The sequence below is a fragment of the Stenotrophomonas sp. CCNWLW162 genome (assembly GCF_037203745.1).
GTDB classification, from domain to species: domain Bacteria; phylum Pseudomonadota; class Gammaproteobacteria; order Xanthomonadales; family Xanthomonadaceae; genus Stenotrophomonas; species Stenotrophomonas maltophilia_AQ.
This window is the reverse complement of the sequence record NZ_JBBCBL010000001.1, coordinates 28,775-42,289: the sequence shown is the minus strand read 5'-3', so window position 1 is coordinate 42,289 and position 13,515 is coordinate 28,775. Positions and strand designations below refer to the sequence as shown.

The 13,515-nt window shown below is 66.4% G+C and carries 16 protein-coding genes; 5 read left to right on the top strand and 11 right to left on the bottom strand.

Features of this window, described 5'->3' with window-relative positions:
* Positions 1–18: 18 nt before the first annotated feature.
* Positions 19–1,911 (top strand): molecular chaperone HtpG, encoded by a 1,893-nt coding sequence (gene htpG, locus V9K93_RS00240; RefSeq protein ID WP_337301910.1) that lies wholly within the window; start codon positions 19–21, stop codon positions 1,909–1,911.
* A gap of 202 nt (positions 1,912–2,113) precedes the next feature.
* Here the strand turns inward: htpG and V9K93_RS00235 are convergent, their stop codons facing one another.
* Entirely contained in the window at positions 2,114–2,413 is a 300-nt protein-coding gene (locus V9K93_RS00235) for a hypothetical protein (protein ID WP_136638815.1), read from the bottom strand.
* A 129-nt stretch (positions 2,414–2,542) separates the two neighbouring features.
* Between V9K93_RS00235 and ftsY the strand changes: the two genes are divergently transcribed.
* From ftsY to V9K93_RS00220, 3 genes are all read left to right on the top strand, one after another.
* A complete protein-coding gene (gene ftsY, locus V9K93_RS00230) occupies positions 2,543–3,880 on the top strand; it encodes a signal recognition particle-docking protein FtsY (protein ID WP_295377962.1) in 1,338 nt (445 codons plus the stop codon).
* 83 nt (positions 3,881–3,963) lie between these two features.
* Positions 3,964–5,088: an A/G-specific adenine glycosylase gene (gene mutY, locus V9K93_RS00225; protein WP_136638817.1), complete on the top strand. Its 1,125-nt coding sequence runs from the start codon at positions 3,964–3,966 to the stop codon at positions 5,086–5,088.
* 5 nt (positions 5,089–5,093) lie between these two features.
* Positions 5,094–5,363: an oxidative damage protection protein gene (locus V9K93_RS00220; protein WP_014036808.1), complete on the top strand. Its 270-nt coding sequence runs from the start codon at positions 5,094–5,096 to the stop codon at positions 5,361–5,363.
* 74 nt (positions 5,364–5,437) lie between these two features.
* Here the strand turns inward: V9K93_RS00220 and V9K93_RS00215 are convergent, their stop codons facing one another.
* From V9K93_RS00215 to V9K93_RS00170, 10 genes are all read right to left on the bottom strand, one after another.
* Complete coding sequence (locus V9K93_RS00215; RefSeq protein ID WP_337301909.1) at positions 5,438–5,887, bottom strand: DUF6491 family protein; 450 nt, start codon at positions 5,885–5,887, stop codon at positions 5,438–5,440.
* Positions 5,888–6,091: 204 nt separating this feature from the next.
* Positions 6,092–6,805 (bottom strand): lipoprotein-releasing ABC transporter ATP-binding protein LolD, encoded by a 714-nt coding sequence (lolD, locus tag V9K93_RS00210; RefSeq protein WP_337301908.1) that lies wholly within the window; start codon positions 6,803–6,805, stop codon positions 6,092–6,094.
* Entirely contained in the window at positions 6,798–8,039 is a 1,242-nt protein-coding gene (locus tag V9K93_RS00205; RefSeq protein ID WP_046987012.1) for a lipoprotein-releasing ABC transporter permease subunit, read from the bottom strand. Before V9K93_RS00205 ends, lolD begins: the two co-directional genes overlap by 8 nt.
* 23 nt (positions 8,040–8,062) lie before the next feature.
* Positions 8,063–8,512 carry a hypothetical protein gene (locus V9K93_RS00200; RefSeq protein ID WP_337301907.1) on the bottom strand — a complete coding sequence of 150 codons (450 nt, stop codon included), beginning with the start codon at positions 8,510–8,512 and terminating at the stop codon, positions 8,063–8,065.
* Positions 8,463–8,711: an FAD assembly factor SdhE gene (locus tag V9K93_RS00195; RefSeq protein WP_337301906.1), complete on the bottom strand. Its 249-nt coding sequence runs from the start codon at positions 8,709–8,711 to the stop codon at positions 8,463–8,465. The genes V9K93_RS00200 and V9K93_RS00195 overlap by 50 nt, the downstream gene beginning before the upstream one ends.
* Positions 8,712–8,809: 98 nt before the next feature.
* Positions 8,810–9,595, bottom strand: coding sequence for a succinate dehydrogenase iron-sulfur subunit (locus V9K93_RS00190; RefSeq protein WP_337301905.1), 786 nt, complete (start codon positions 9,593–9,595; stop codon positions 8,810–8,812).
* Positions 9,596–9,661: 66 nt separating this feature from the next.
* A complete protein-coding gene (gene sdhA / locus V9K93_RS00185) occupies positions 9,662–11,452 on the bottom strand; it encodes a succinate dehydrogenase flavoprotein subunit (protein WP_004153153.1) in 1,791 nt (596 codons plus the stop codon).
* A gap of 31 nt (positions 11,453–11,483) precedes the next feature.
* Positions 11,484–11,870: a succinate dehydrogenase, hydrophobic membrane anchor protein gene (gene sdhD / locus V9K93_RS00180; protein ID WP_004153152.1), complete on the bottom strand. Its 387-nt coding sequence runs from the start codon at positions 11,868–11,870 to the stop codon at positions 11,484–11,486.
* The gene (sdhC, locus tag V9K93_RS00175) at positions 11,867–12,259 is read right to left on the bottom strand and encodes a succinate dehydrogenase, cytochrome b556 subunit (protein ID WP_136638819.1); all 393 of its coding nucleotides are present in this window, start codon (positions 12,257–12,259) and stop codon (positions 11,867–11,869) included. The genes sdhD and sdhC overlap by 4 nt, the downstream gene beginning before the upstream one ends.
* A gap of 56 nt (positions 12,260–12,315) precedes the next feature.
* Positions 12,316–12,486: a DUF1674 domain-containing protein gene (locus V9K93_RS00170; protein ID WP_005409075.1), complete on the bottom strand. Its 171-nt coding sequence runs from the start codon at positions 12,484–12,486 to the stop codon at positions 12,316–12,318.
* Between the two features lie 39 nt (positions 12,487–12,525).
* On the opposite strand from V9K93_RS00170, the gene ygfZ reads away from it, so the two are divergent.
* Positions 12,526–13,401, top strand: a complete 876-nt coding sequence (gene ygfZ, locus V9K93_RS00165) for a CAF17-like 4Fe-4S cluster assembly/insertion protein YgfZ (RefSeq protein ID WP_253079480.1) — start codon at positions 12,526–12,528, stop codon at positions 13,399–13,401.
* The last annotated feature ends 114 nt before the right edge of the window (positions 13,402–13,515 follow it).

Genomic DNA, 13,515 nt, shown 5'->3' with positions numbered 1-13,515 from the left:
GCACACGGAGCCTTATCGATGACCGAGACCACCCAGACCGAAACCCTTGGCTTCCAGACCGAAGTCAAGCAGCTGCTGCAGCTGATGATCCACTCGCTGTACTCCAACAAGGAGATCTTCCTGCGCGAGCTGGTCTCCAACGCCGCCGACGCCGCCGACAAGCTGCGCTTCGAGGCCCTGACCCAGCCCGCCCTGCTGGAAGGCGACAGCGAACTGCGCGTGCGCGTCAGCTTCGACCCCGCCGCCCACACCATCACCATCGAAGACAACGGCATCGGCATGAGCCGCGCCGAAGCCATTGCCCACCTCGGCACCATCGCCAAGTCCGGCACCGGCGACTTCCTGCGCCAGCTGTCCGGCGACCAGAAGAAGGACTCGCAGCTGATCGGCCAGTTCGGCGTCGGCTTCTACAGCGCCTTCATTGTCGCCGACGAAGTCGAAGTGACCTCGCGCCGCGCCGGCCTGGCTGCAGGCGAAGGTGTGCGCTGGACCTCCCGCGGTGAAGGCGATTTCGACGTTGCCACCGTCGACAAGGCCGAGCGCGGCACCCGCATCGTGCTGCACCTGAAGGACGGCGAGCACGATTTCGCAGACGGTTGGCGCCTGCGCAGCATCCTCAAGAAGTACTCGGACCATATCGGCCTGCCAATCCAGATGCCGAAGGAAGACAGCGAAGAAGGCGCGGCCGTCGAGTGGGAGACCGTCAACCGCGCCAGCGCGCTGTGGACCCGTCCGCGTACTGAAATCAGCGACGCCGAGTACACCGAGTTCTACAAGCACGTGGCGCACGACCACAGCGACCCGCTGGCGTGGAGCCACAACAAGGTCGAAGGCAAGCTCGAGTACACCTCGCTGCTGTACGTGCCGGGCCGCGCGCCGTTCGACCTGTATCACCGCGATGCACCCAAGGGCCTGAAGCTGTATGTGCAGCGCGTGTTCGTGATGGACCAGGCCGAGCAGTTCCTGCCGCTGTACCTGCGCTTCATCAAGGGCGTGGTTGATTCCAATGATCTGTCGCTGAACGTTTCGCGCGAGATCCTGCAGTCCGGCCCGGTCATCGATTCGATGAAGGCCGCGCTGACCAAGCGCTCGCTGGACATGCTGGACAAGCTGGCCGCCGACAAGCCGGAGCAGTACGCCACGTTCTGGAAGGAATTCGGCCAGGTGCTGAAGGAAGGCCCGGCCGAGGACTACAACAACCGCGAGAAGGTGGCCGGCCTGCTGCGCTTCGCCTCCACCCGTGGCGACGGCGATGCGCAGAGCGTGTCGCTGGCCGATTATATTGGCCGAATGGCCGAAGGCCAGGACAAGATCTATTACCTGACCGGCGAGAGCTATAGCCAGGTGCGCAACAGCCCGCACCTGGAAGTGTTCCGCAAGAAGGGCGTGGAAGTGCTGCTGCTGACCGACCGCATCGACGAGTGGCTGATGGGCTACCTGACCGATTTCGACGGCAAGGGCTTCGTCGACATCGCGCGTGGTGACCTCGACCTGGGTGCGCTGGAAAGCGAAGCCGACAAGCAGGAGCAGGAAGCGGCAGCAAAGGACAAGCAGGGCCTCGTCGAGCGCCTGAAGGCGGTGCTGGGCGATGACGTGGCCGAAGTGCGCGTCTCGCACCGCCTGACCGATTCGCCGGCGGTGCTGGCCATCGGCGAACAGGACCTGGGCCTGCAGATGCGCCAGATCCTGGAAGCCAGCGGGCAGAAGGTGCCGGACAGCAAGCCGGTACTGGAGATCAATCCAGGTCATCCGCTGATCGCCAAGCTGGATGCGGAAGCCGATGGCGCACGCTTCGACGACCTGGGCCGGGTGCTGTTCGACCAGGCTGCGCTGGCCGCCGGCGACAGCCTGAAGGACCCGGGCGCCTACGTGGCACGCCTGAACAAGCTGCTGCTGGAGTTGTCGGCCTGATCGAGGCGGTGGTCGCCGGGCATGGCCCGGCGCTGCTCTGGTAGATGCCAACCTTGGTTGGCACTTTTGCCCGGGTAGGCGGCAACCTTGGTTGACGCTCGAAAAGCGTGCCAACCAAGGTTGGCACCTACCGGGGCGAGTCGAGCGTGCCAACCAAGGTTGGCACCTACCAGGGGCGGCGGTTGGCGCCGACCGAGGGGGTTCAGGCTTCGCGATCCAGCAGCGAGCCCAGCATCTGGTCCTGGCGGCGGATCACCGTGGCATTGGCGGCGAAGGCCACCACTTCGGCTTTCGCTGCCAGCAGATCTCCCAGCGGTGCGGCGGCATCGACGCCGGCAGGGGTCACCGAGGCCTGCACCCCGCCCTGCTCCACCGCACTACGCTTCAGCTGCAGGCGCTGGGCATCGGGAGTCGCCAGGTTGGCCACGTTGTGCGCGGCCACCTGCACGCCCTGCTGGGCCACGCGCATTCCGCTGAGGGCGATTCCCATCACATTGTTCATGGCGGCCTCCGGGCCGCCCTGCGCAGCCCTCCGGACCGGTTAACGGCCGATGGGCCGCGACCTTGAGTCCACATCGGCCCGACAGGCCCGAGTGGTAGCATATCCCTCTGATTTCAGCGCCTTTTGCCAATGCTCAGTTTTTTCCGCCGCAAGAAGCCCCAGGACGCCCCCGCAACGGAGGCACCCAAGACCCAGCACTACTCGGCTGAAGAGCTGGCCGCGGCGTTCCCGTCGACCGCGCCCGTCGAGGACAAGGAACCGGCGCCGGCAGCTGCGCCAACTGCACCTGCCCCCGTCGAGCCGCCCCCGGCAGCGGTCGCACCGGCAACCGTCGAGCCCTCCCCGGTGGCTCCAGCGCCGGTGGTCCCGGCAGTCCCGGCTCCCACCGCTCCGAGCCCGACCGCGCAGATCGACGTCGCCCCTGTTGCGACCCCGGCCATCGAGCCGGTGCCTGCGCCGCTGCCGGAGCCCACGCCTGCGCCGACCCCGGCACCGATCGCCGACGATCTGCCTGCCGCAGCCTCTGTCGACGCCGTGCCGGCCACGGCCGGCAAGCCCGGCTGGCGCGAACGCCTGCGCAACAGTGTCATCGCGCGCAGCTTCGGCGGCCTGTTCTCGCGCAATCCCAAGCTCGACGACGACCTGCTGGACGAGCTGGAAACCGCACTGATCACTGCCGACGTCGGCGTCGGCGCCACCACCGATCTGGTGGAGGGCCTGCGCAAGCGCATGAAGGCGCGTGAATTCGTCGATGCCAACGCTTTGCTGGCCGCGCTGCGTGCCGAACTGATCGCGATCCTGCAGCCGGTGGCCAAGCCGCTGGTGATCGACCGCACTGCCAAGCCCTTCGTGGTGCTGACCGTCGGCGTCAACGGCGTCGGCAAGACCACCACCATTGGCAAGCTGGCCAAGCGCTTCAAGGACGAAGGCCACAGCCTGATGCTTGCCGCCGGTGACACCTTCCGCGCGGCTGCAGTGGCCCAGCTGCAGGCCTGGGGCGAGCGCAACGGCGTGGCCGTGGTCGCGCAGGGTCAGAACGCCGACGCCGCTTCGGTGGCATTCGACGCGCTGCAGGCCGGCAAGGCCCGCGGCACTTCGGTGCTGATCGCCGACACCGCCGGCCGCCTGCATACCCAGTCCGGTCTGATGAATGAGCTGGGCAAGATCCGCCGCGTGCTCGGCAAGATTGATCCCACTGCACCGCACGAAGTGCTGATGGTGATCGACGGTACCACCGGCCAGAACGCGCTGTCGCAGCTGCGCCAGTTCAACGCCGCCGTGAACGTTACCGGCCTGGTGGTGACCAAGCTGGACGGCACCGCCAAGGGCGGTGTGGTGTTCGCGCTGGCCCGCGAGTTCGGCATTCCGATCCGTTTTGCCGGCATCGGCGAGCGCCCGGAAGACCTGCGCGTGTTCGATCCGGAAGCCTTCGTCGACGCCCTGCTGCCTGAGGCGCTGGGCGCCTGATACACCGTGCAGCCACGCATCGCGTGGCTCTACTGAAACCGGTAGAGCCACCCCATGCGTGGCTGCCCACCTCCGGAACGCCGATGCCACGCCAGCCGCACGCCAGCGCCGAGATGGTCAAAAGAGACAGCTTCGTTGCCCGCCTGCTGCACTGGTTCGACGACCACGGCCGCCACGACCTTCCCTGGCAGCACCCGCGCAGCCCCTATCGGGTCTGGCTGTCGGAAATCATGCTGCAGCAGACCCAGGTGACCACGGTCATCCCGTACTTCCACCGGTTCCTGCAACACTTCCCGACCCTGCCTGACCTCGCCGCGGCCAGCAACGATGCGGTCATGGCGCAGTGGGCTGGGCTGGGTTACTACGCCCGCGCGCGCAACCTGCATGCCGCGGCCAAGCGCTGCGTGGAACTGCACGACGGTGATCTGCCGCGTGATTTCGACGCGCTGCACGCGCTGCCCGGCATAGGCCGCAGTACCGCCGGCGCGATCCTCAGCCAGGCCTGGAACGATCCGTTCGCGATCCTCGACGGCAACGTCAAGCGCGTGCTCTGCCGCTACCACGGCATCGACGGCTTCCCGGGCCTGCCTGCGATCGAGAAGCAGCTATGGGCCATTGCCGAGGCGCATGTGGCACAGGTGCCGGATGGGCGCATGGCCGACTACACACAGGCGCAGATGGACCTGGGTGCAACGGTCTGCAGCCGCGCCAAGCCGGCGTGCGTGATCTGCCCGCTGCAGGATGACTGCGTGGCACGCCGCGAAGGCCGCACCGCTGAACTACCCACGCCCAAGCCCAGCAAGACCCTGCCCGAGCGCGAGGCCGTTGCGCTGCTGCTGCGCGACGCCCAGCAGCGCGTGCTGCTGCAGAAGCGGCCGGATACCGGCATCTGGGCGCAGCTGTGGACGCTGCCACAGGCCGAGGCCGGCAGCGTGCTCCAGGACTGGTTCGACCTGCACGTCGACGGCTCGCTGGAAGAGGCCGAAGAGCTGCCAGTGCTGCAGCACACCTTCAGTCACTACAAGCTGCATCTGCAGGTACTGTCGCGGCAGGTGCACGGCCTGCGCGTGGAAGAACCGACGCTGCGCTGGGTGGCCGCCGACGAGCTGCCCGCGCTGGGCCTGCCGGCACCGATCCGCAAACTACTCGACGGTGCCACGACCAAGGCACCGAAACGAAAATCCACGAAACCCCGCAACCACGAGTGAGTGCCATGCCCCGAACCGTCTTCTGCCAGTACGAACAACGCGATGCCGAGGGCCTGGACTTCGTGCCCTACCCCGGTGAGCTGGGCCAGCGCATCTTCAACAACATCGGCAAGCAGGCCTGGGCCGCATGGCTGGCGCACCAGACCATGCTGATCAACGAAAACCGCCTGTCGCCGCGCACGCCGGAGCATCGCGCTTTCCTCGAAGGCGAACTGGTCAAGTTCCTGTTCGAGAAAGACGCGGAAAAGCCGGCAGGCTTCACCCCGGAAGCCTGACACACAGGTAGTGCCGGCCGCTGGCCGGCAACCTGGCATCTTCGCGATGCCGGCCAGCGGCCGGCACTTCCACGCTATTTCGTGCTTTCCTCGCGCTCCTGCACCTGCGCCTGGCGCAGCTCCTGCTCGGAGGCACGCAGCGCCTTTACGTCCAGCTTGCGGATGCTGTCGATGAAGCACGGCATGCGCGGGCCGCCGGTAGGGTCGCGCACCAGCACTTTGTCGAAACGCGCCGAAACACGGTTCATCTGGCTGGTCAGGCCGATGGCGGTGGCATACGGCAGGTCCTGGCAGGGACCTCTCAGTTCCAGCAGATAGGCTTCGCTGGGACGCGTCCACACTGCCAGCGCGCTGTCACCCAGTTCGGTCCAGCCATTGAGGCTGCCGAAGAACTGCATGTCGTTCTGCGGCGCGCCGGCATGGGCACGGTACAGGTCAAGCTTTTCGGCAGTGCTGAGCCGGCCGGTGGTCGCGCAGGCGGCCAGCGCCAAGCAGAGGCCGGCCATCAGAAGCGGGGTCTTCATGGCGATCTCCTCGGGGAACTGTCGCCATCATGCGCCTGCGCAGACAACGCCGGCGCGAAAGCCAGTACCCCATTCAGCAGCCGGTCGGCGGTCGACCAAAGCAGGCCCAAGGCTCCGGATTCCGGCAGTCGCCAACCCTGGTTGGCGCTTGCCCTGCAGGAGCAGCCGACCAAGGTCGGCTTCTACCAAAGCGGGCCCAACGCCTCAGACGTCGGCGTGGGCCAGCGCGTGCAGGCGCCCTTCGCGCAGCTCCAGCACCCGGTCCAGGCGGCGCGCCAGGCTGCGGTCGTGAGTCACCAGCACCAGGCTGGTATGCCGCGCCCGGTTGAGCTCCAGCATCAGCTCGAACACGGTGGCGGCGGTACGGTCATCGAGATTGCCAGTCGGCTCGTCGCCGAGCACGCAGGCCGGGTGGTTGACCAGCGCTCGCGCCACCGCCGCGCGCTGGCGCTCACCGCCGGACAGTTCGCCCGGCTTGTGGTCCAGACGATGGCCAAGGCCGACCGCCTCCAGCAGGGTCGTTGCACGGCTGCTCGCTTCGGCCACCGCGGTGCCGGCCAGCAGCACCGGCATCATCACGTTTTCCAACGCGGTGAATTCCGGCAGCAGGTGGTGGAACTGGTAGACGAAGCCCAGCGCCTGGTTGCGCAGCAGGCCGCGCACGGTATCGGACAGCGCCGACATGCGCTGGCCGGTCACGTACACCTCACCGGCGGTCGGAGTATCCAGCCCGCCAAGCAGGTGCAGCAGCGTGCTCTTGCCGGCGCCGGAGGCACCGATGATCGCCACCGTCTCGCCTGCGGTCACGGTCAGGCCCAGGCCATCGAACACCGGGGTCTGCATGCGTCCCTCGGCATAGGTTTTGCCCAATGCCTCGGCGCGGATCACTTCATCGCCGCGGTTGAAGACCTTATTCATAACGCAGGGCCTCCGCCGGCTGGGTGCGTGCTGCCCGCCAGGCGGGATACAGGGTGGCCAGGAAGCTCATCAGCAGCGCGACCACGGTGATCGCCACCACGTCGCCGGTCTGCATGTCGGTCGGCAGGCCGGTGATGTAGTAGACATCCTCCGGCATCAGCTTGACGTTGAACACGCTCTCGATGGCGCCGAGGATGCGTTCCAGATTGAGGGTCAGGGTGATGCCGCCGATCAGGCCGGCCAGGGTGCCGAAGATGCCGATCAGCGAACCCTGCACCATGAACACCTGCATCACCCCGCCCGGGGTCAGGCCGAGCGTGCGCAGGATGGCGATGTCGGCCTGCTTGTCGGTGACCAGCATCACCTGCGAGGACACCAGGTTGAACGCGCCCATGGCGATGATCAACGACAGCAGGATGCCCATCACCACCTTCTCCATGCGCAGCGAGTGGTAGAGGTTGGCGTTCTGCTGGGTCCAGTCGCTCACGCGGTAGGCGCCGCCAAGGTTCTGTGCCAGGTCCACGCCCACTTCCAGCGAGCGGTCCATGTCATGCAGTTTCAGCCGCACGCCGGTAGCACCATCGGAACGCAGCACGCGCTCCAGATCCTTCATGTTGGCGAAGCCGACACCGCGGTCGACCTCGTTGTAGCCGGCCTCGAAGATGCCGCTCACGGTAAAGCGCTTCATCCGCGGCACCGCGCCAGCAGGCGTGCCCTGCACTTCGGCGAAGGTCACCAGCACCTGGTCGCCGACGTCCACGCCCAGCCAGATCGCCAGTTCCTTGCCCAGCAGCAGGTTGAAGCTGCCCGGCTTGAGACTGTCGTAGCTGCCCTTGGTGACCTTCTTGTCGATCACCGACACCTTCGGCTCCAGCGCCGGGTCGATGCCCTGGATGATCGCGCCCTGCACGCGCGGGCCGCTGATCATCGACTGGATCTCGATGTAAGGCGCGGCACCGGCCACGCGCGGGTCCTTGCGGGCCACGTCGACCACACGCATCCAGTCCGGCATCGGCTCGCCGTCGCGGCTGATGGTGGTGTGCGCGGTCATCTGCAGCAGGCGGCTGCGGATTTCCTTCTGGAAACCGCTCATCACCGCCAGGGTGGTGATCAGCACGGTGACGCCGAGCGCAATGCCCAGGATCGATGCCATCGAGATGAAAGAGATGAAGCCGTTGCGGCGCTTGGCGCGCAGGTAGCGCAGGCCGATCGCCACGGGAATGGGTTTGAACATGCAGGCACGCCAGTCAATTCAGCTTATGGTGCCATCGTACGGGGCCTACGGGAAACGGCACGTGCGGCCACGGCCAGTCGCAGTTCACGTCGCTGCCCGGGATCGAGCACATCGGGCCAGAACAACAGGCGCCGCCGGCGCCGATCCTCACGCCACAGCAACAGCAGCCAAGGCCCACGCACGACCAGCCGTGGTGCATCGACGCCCTGCCCTGCCACCTGCAGCGGGTCGGGCGGTACTGGCAGAAGCACCTGCACGCGTGGCCTGCGCTGGCGCCAGGCCAGCTCCGCCAGCCCCATCAGCCAAGCCAGCAGCACGGCCGGCATCAGCAGGCGCGGCGGCAACTCCGTCGCGCGCAGGAGCCAGGGCGCGGCCAGCAGCACCGCCAACTGGACAGCGGCCTGCAGCCGCGATGGCCGCCACTCAAGGCTTGAGGGCGAGGATCTTCTGCATGAGGGGGATCGCGTGCGCATGCGGGCAGGCCTCATAGCCCATGAACCAGCGCCACAACTTATCGTCCTCGCAGTCGAGCAGGAACAGGAAAACCTCGCACTCTTCGGTCGGCGCAGTGCTCCACTCGTGGTCCAGGTAACGGCCGAACAGCTGGTCCAGCTCACGCATGCCGCGGCGGCAGCGCCAGCGCAGCTTCTTCAGCAGAACATCTTCTTCCATCGTGTTTCTCCAGATACAGCAAAGCCACGCATGGCGTGGCTCTACTGGGGTGGCACAGCCACGCGTGGCGTGGCTCTACCGGGTACGGCCAGGCCCGATCAGGCGCGGCGTTCCATCATCAGCTTCTTGATCTCGGCGATCGCCAGCGCCGGGTTCAGGCCCTTCGGACAGGTGCGGGCGCAGTTCATGATGGTGTGGCAGCGGTACAGCTTGAACGGATCTTCCAGATCGTCCAGGCGCGCACCGGTGTCCTCATCGCGCGAGTCGATGATCCAGCGGTAGGCCTGCAGCAGGATCGCCGGGCCCAGGTAACGCTCGCCGTTCCACCAGTAACTCGGGCAGCTGGTCGAGCAGCAGGCGCACAGGATGCATTCGTACAGACCATCGAGCTTCTTGCGGTCTTCCGGCGACTGCAGGCGCTCACGGTCCGGCGGTGCCGGGGTCTGGGTGCGGATCCACGGCTTGATCGACGCGTACTGCGCGTAGAAGTGGGTCAGGTCCGGAACCAGATCCTTGACCACGTTCATGTGCGGCAGCGGGTAGATCGGCACTTCCTTCTTGCTGCAGTCCGAGATGGCTCGGGTGCAGGCCAGGGTGTTGGTGCCGTCGATGTTCATCGCGCACGAACCACAGATACCTTCGCGGCAGGAGCGGCGGAAGGTCAGGGTCGGGTCGATCTCGTTCTTGATCTTGATCAGGGCGTCCAGGACCATCGGGCCACAGGCGTCCAGATCGACTTCATAGGTATCGGTGCGCGGGTTGCTGTCGTCGTCCGGACTCCAGCGGTAGATCTTGAAGGTGCGCACGTTCTTGCCGCCGTTCTTGACGGGGAAGTGCTTGCCCTTCGTGATCTTGGAATTCTTGGGGAGTGAAAACTCGGCCATGGCTGCTCTCGTTGGCTCAGGCGGCCCGCGCCCTTGGGCGCGGATTGCATGGTAGGCGGGGTCGGATCAGTACACGCGCGGCTTCGGCGGCACTACGGACACGTCGTCGGTCAACGTGTACATGTGCACCGGACGGTAGTCGAAGCTGCACTTGCCCTTCTCGTCGACGCTGACCAGGGTGTGCTTCTGCCAGTTGACGTCGTCGCGGTCCGGGAAGTCCTCGTGCGCATGCGCGCCGCGGCTTTCCTTGCGCTGTTCGGCCGAGTTGATCGTCGCCACCGCGTTGAGCAGCAGGTTGTTCAGCTCGTAGGTCTCGATCAGGTCCGAGTTCCATACCAGCGAACGGTCGGAGACCTTCACGTCCTGGAACGAGTCGAAGATCTTGTCCATCTTCTCGCAGCCTTCCTTCAGCGTCTGGCTGGTGCGGAAGACGGCCGCGTCGGCCTGCATGGTGCGCTGCATGCGATCGCGGATGACCGAGGTCGGGGTATCGCCGTTGGCGTGGCGCAGCTTGTCCAGCAGGCCCAGTGCCTTGTCGCAGGCATCAGACGCCAGCGGCTTGTGCGACGCGCCCGGCTTGATGGTCTCGGCGCAGCGGTTGGCCACCGCACGACCGAACACCACCAGATCCAGCAGCGAGTTCGAGCCCAGGCGGTTGGCACCATGCACCGACACGCAGGCGGCTTCGCCGATCGCGTACAGGCCAGGGATCACCGCATCGGGGTTGTCGCCATCCTTGCGCACCACTTCGCCGTGGTAATTGGTCGGAATACCGCCCATGTTGTAGTGCACGGTCGGGATCACCGGGATCGGCTGCTTGTGCACGTCGACGCCGGCGAAGATGCGGGCGCTCTCGGCGATGCCCGGCAGCTTCTCGTCGATCACGCCCGGGCCGAGGTGGGTCAGGTCGAGCAGGATGTGGTCCTTGTGCTCGCCAACGCCGCGGCCTTCGCGGATCTCGATGGTCATCGAACGACTGACCACGTCGCGCGAGGCCAGATCCTTGTAGTGCGGTGCGTAACGCTCCATGAAGCGCTCGCCACTGCTGTTGCGCAGGATGCCACCTTCACCGCGGACACCCTCGGTGATCAGGCAGCCGGCGCCATAGATGCCGGTCGGGTGGAACTGCACGAACTCCATGTCCTGCATGGCGATGCCGGCACGCATGGCCAGGCCGCCACCGTCGCCGGTGCAGGTGTGCGCCGAGGTGGCGCTGAAGTAGGCACGGCCGTAACCGCCGGTGGCCAGCACCACGCCCTGGGCGCGGAACAGGTGCAGGGTGCCGTCGGACATGTCCAGGGCCAGCACGCCGCGGCAGGCACCTTCGTCATCGAAGATCAGGTCGAGCGCGAAGTACTCGATCATGAAGCGCGCGTCGTGCTTCAGCGACTGCTGGTACAGGGTGTGCAGCATCGCGTGGCCGGTACGGTCGGCCGCCGCGCAGGTACGCTGCGCCGCCGGGCCTTCGCCGTACTTGGTGGTCATGCCACCGAACGGACGCTGGTAGATCTTGCCCTCGGCGGTACGCGAGAACGGCACGCCGTAGTGTTCGAGCTCGATGATGGCCGGGATGGCCTCACGGCACATGTACTCGATGGCGTCCTGGTCGCCCAGCCAGTCCGAGCCCTTGATGGTGTCGAAGAAGTGGTAACGCCAGTCGTCCTCGCCCATGTTGGCGAGTGCGGCCGAGATACCGCCCTGGGCGGCAACGGTGTGCGAACGGGTCGGGAAGACCTTGGTCAGGCACACGGTCTGCAGGCCCTTGGCGGCCAGGCCGAACGTGGCGCGCAGGCCGGCACCGCCGGCGCCCACCACGACCATGTCGTACTTGTGTTCGGTGATCTTGTAAGCGGACATCTAATCTGGATTCCTGTGTAGGTGCCTGGGCTCAGGCAACGCCGAGGGCGATGCGGCCCACCGCAAACACACTGACGATCATGCCGAGCACGGCGACGAACTTCACCGCGGTCTGCAGCACCAGGGCCAGCAGCGATTCGTGGATGTAGTCTTCCAGCACGACCTGCATGCCGAGCTGCGCGTGCCAGAACATGGCGATCAGCAGGCCGATCAGCGGCACTGCGTTCCACGGCTTGGCCACGGCGGCGGCGGCGGTCGCGTAGTCCGAGCCAAGCAGGCCCAGCACGAAGACCAGGAACCAGATGCCCAGCGCCACCAGGGCGGCGGCGGTCAGGCGCTGGTGCACGAAGTGCTCGGTGCCGGTCTTGGCCGAACCAAGGCCGCGCACACCCTTCAGCGGAGTACGGAACTTGCTCACGCGGCACCTCCGAACATCACATAGGCCCACACCAGCAGGGTGATCACCAGGCTGCCGGTGACCGACAGCCAGCTGCTGCGGATGAAGGCGGGGATGCTGAAGCCGATGGCGAAGTCCTGCACCACATGGCGGATGCCATTGCACAGGTGATAGGCGAACGACCATGTCCACGCGAACAGGAACACGCGGCCATACCAGGCCCCGGCATGGCCGGTGAAGCAGTTCCAGGAATCGGGCCCCATCATCAGGGCCAGCAGGCCGGCGGCGATGATGAGGGCACCAACAGACAGAAAGACGCCAGTGGCTCGATGCAGGATCGAGGTGGCCATCTGAATCTGCCAGCGATACACCTGAAGGTGCGGGGAAAGTGGGCGTTGTCTGGTCGCCATTCGCTGGGCTCGTTGTCTCGGCTGGGCGGCACACGGCCGCGTTGGCTCAATGCTGATCAGAAATCGATGCAGCGTCCGTTTTTCTCCCAATCGCCATACCGCACCGGATCAAGTCCGCCGCGGCCGCCGAATTCCTCTGCTTTTTCCTGTTCCACGGGCACGGGTGCCGCGGGGACCAGCGGGGCTTCAGATTCGTCGTCGGGAGTGGGGGTTGTTTGGCCTATCATTGTTGGTCTCGCAACGCACAAATTTTAGACCTCGTTCACGTGCCTGACAACCTGCCCCCTGCTTTCGTCGGATATCCGCGCCTGCCCGGCCACCAGTTGCTGAGCCTGCAGGGCCCGGATGCGGCCGTATTCGCCCATGCCCAGTTCAGTGGTGATGTCACTGCCCTGCCCCTGCTGCACTGGCAGTGGAGCGCCTGGCTGAGCGCCAAGGGCCGCACCCTGGCGGTGTTCCAGCTGCTTAGGCTGACCGAAGACCATGTGTTGCTGGTGTTGGCCGACGGCGACGCCGATGCGATTGCGTCGCAACTGCAGCGCTTCGTGTTCCGGCGCAAGGTGAAAGTGCTGGTGCGCAGCGATCTGGCCGTGGCCGGTGCGTTCACTGCGCCCGAGGCCGCCAGCGGCGCCGCCATTGCGCAGATCACAGGTGACGGCTGGGAGCTGGACCTCGGCAGCGACGCGCTGCCGCGCACCCTGCGCATTGGCGCGACCGAGGCCTTCGACGCCGGCAGCGAGGCCGATGAGGCCGCTTTCGCTCTTGCCTGGCGCCAGGCCGACCTGCGCTATGGCCTGCCGCGGCTGGAAGAAAGCCAGCGGGAGGTGTGGACGCCGCAGCAGCTGGGGCTGGACCGCCTGAATGGTTACAGCGTGAAGAAAGGCTGCTATCCGGGCCAGGAGATCGTTGCCCGCACCCACTTCCTCGGCAAGGCCAAGCGCGCGGTGCAGCTGCTGCATACCGCAGCACCGGCCCAGGCCGGTGATGGCGTGCAGCAGGACGGCGCGGTGCTGGGCACCATTGCCAGCGTGGCCGGCGAACTGGCGCTGGCGGTACTGCCGCTGGAAACCAGTGACGCTGAGCTGCAGGTGGGGGATGCCATCGCGCAGCGCGTGCCCTTGCTGGACGGATTGGCGCGCTGAACCCGGTGGATGAAGGAAGGTAGTGCCGGGCGCGGGGCGGGCACCCCCCAAAGGGGGGGGTTGCGGCCCCAGCGCCCCCCAACACCAGAAACGCGGGAGCCGCGGAGCCGGGGG

Bases quoted from the DNA above. Each gene is read 5' to 3' on its own strand.
- htpG (WP_337301910.1), top strand. From the start codon at position 19: ATGACCGAGACCACCCAGACCGAAACCCTTGGCTTCCAGACCGAAGTC.
- V9K93_RS00235 (WP_136638815.1), bottom strand. From the start codon at position 2,413: ATGAACAATGTGATGGGAATCGCCCTCAGCGGAATGCGCGTGGCCCAG.
- ftsY (WP_295377962.1), top strand. From the start codon at position 2,543: ATGCTCAGTTTTTTCCGCCGCAAGAAGCCCCAGGACGCCCCCGCAACG.
- mutY (WP_136638817.1), top strand. From the start codon at position 3,964: ATGCCACGCCAGCCGCACGCCAGCGCCGAGATGGTCAAAAGAGACAGC.
- V9K93_RS00220 (WP_014036808.1), top strand. From the start codon at position 5,094: ATGCCCCGAACCGTCTTCTGCCAGTACGAACAACGCGATGCCGAGGGC.
- V9K93_RS00215 (WP_337301909.1), bottom strand. From the start codon at position 5,887: ATGAAGACCCCGCTTCTGATGGCCGGCCTCTGCTTGGCGCTGGCCGCC.
- lolD (WP_337301908.1), bottom strand. From the start codon at position 6,805: ATGAATAAGGTCTTCAACCGCGGCGATGAAGTGATCCGCGCCGAGGCA.
- V9K93_RS00205 (WP_046987012.1), bottom strand. From the start codon at position 8,039: ATGTTCAAACCCATTCCCGTGGCGATCGGCCTGCGCTACCTGCGCGCC.
- V9K93_RS00200 (WP_337301907.1), bottom strand. From the start codon at position 8,512: ATGCGCACGCGATCCCCCTCATGCAGAAGATCCTCGCCCTCAAGCCTT.
- V9K93_RS00195 (WP_337301906.1), bottom strand. From the start codon at position 8,711: ATGGAAGAAGATGTTCTGCTGAAGAAGCTGCGCTGGCGCTGCCGCCGC.
- V9K93_RS00190 (WP_337301905.1), bottom strand. From the start codon at position 9,595: ATGGCCGAGTTTTCACTCCCCAAGAATTCCAAGATCACGAAGGGCAAG.
- sdhA (WP_004153153.1), bottom strand. From the start codon at position 11,452: ATGTCCGCTTACAAGATCACCGAACACAAGTACGACATGGTCGTGGTG.
- sdhC (WP_136638819.1), bottom strand. From the start codon at position 12,259: ATGGCGACCAGACAACGCCCACTTTCCCCGCACCTTCAGGTGTATCGC.
- V9K93_RS00170 (WP_005409075.1), bottom strand. From the start codon at position 12,486: ATGATAGGCCAAACAACCCCCACTCCCGACGACGAATCTGAAGCCCCG.